The following is a 531-nucleotide window of genomic DNA, read 5'->3' as shown; positions in this document are numbered from 1 at the left end:
CCCTCACCCCGGGCGTCGTGATACGCCCGCCGGTACCCGTAGCGGGGATGCTTCTTCGCCCACGCGCGCAGCCAGTCTCGCAACGCCCGATCAGGGTCGGCGACCGTGTCGCCCTTGAGCCGGCGACGGTACGCGGACCGGCTCAGCCCGGCCAGACGGCACGCCATCCACTCGCTCACCTGCAGTGCCCTGATCAGGTGCGAGACGGCAGCGCGGCGCCTGCCCGGGCCTAGAAGTTTCCCTCGGCCAGCGCCTTGAACGCGGCCTTCTCCAGCTCCTTGAGGCGCTTCGCGTCGTCGGCCTTCAGTCCGCCGTACTGGTTACGCCACCGGTAATACTCCTGCTCGGATACCCCAAGCTCCCGACACACCGCGGCGATGTCGCTGCCGCCGGTGAGCATCCTGTCGGCCTGCCCGAGCTTGCGGACGACCTGCTCCGGGGTGTGACGCTTCCTGCTGTTCGACATGATCTGACCAGTCTCCCTGCCCGCAACCACGGGCGACAGGACGACTCCCAGAACCACCGGACCTA

The 531-nt window shown here is 68.5% G+C and carries 1 pseudogene; it reads right to left on the bottom strand.

Annotated features, from left to right (window positions below):
* Positions 1-466, bottom strand: a pseudogene (locus tag A5728_RS13465) (transposase); the annotation flags it as partial.
* Positions 467-531: the final 65 nt, after the last annotated feature.

Origin of the sequence: Kocuria sp. ICS0012 (assembly GCF_001665945.1) — a bacterium.
In the GTDB taxonomy this organism is placed as follows: domain Bacteria; phylum Actinomycetota; class Actinomycetes; order Actinomycetales; family Micrococcaceae; genus Kocuria; species Kocuria marina.
Note: the sequence above shows the minus strand (reverse complement) of the source record. Positions and strands in the feature narration are given on the sequence as shown.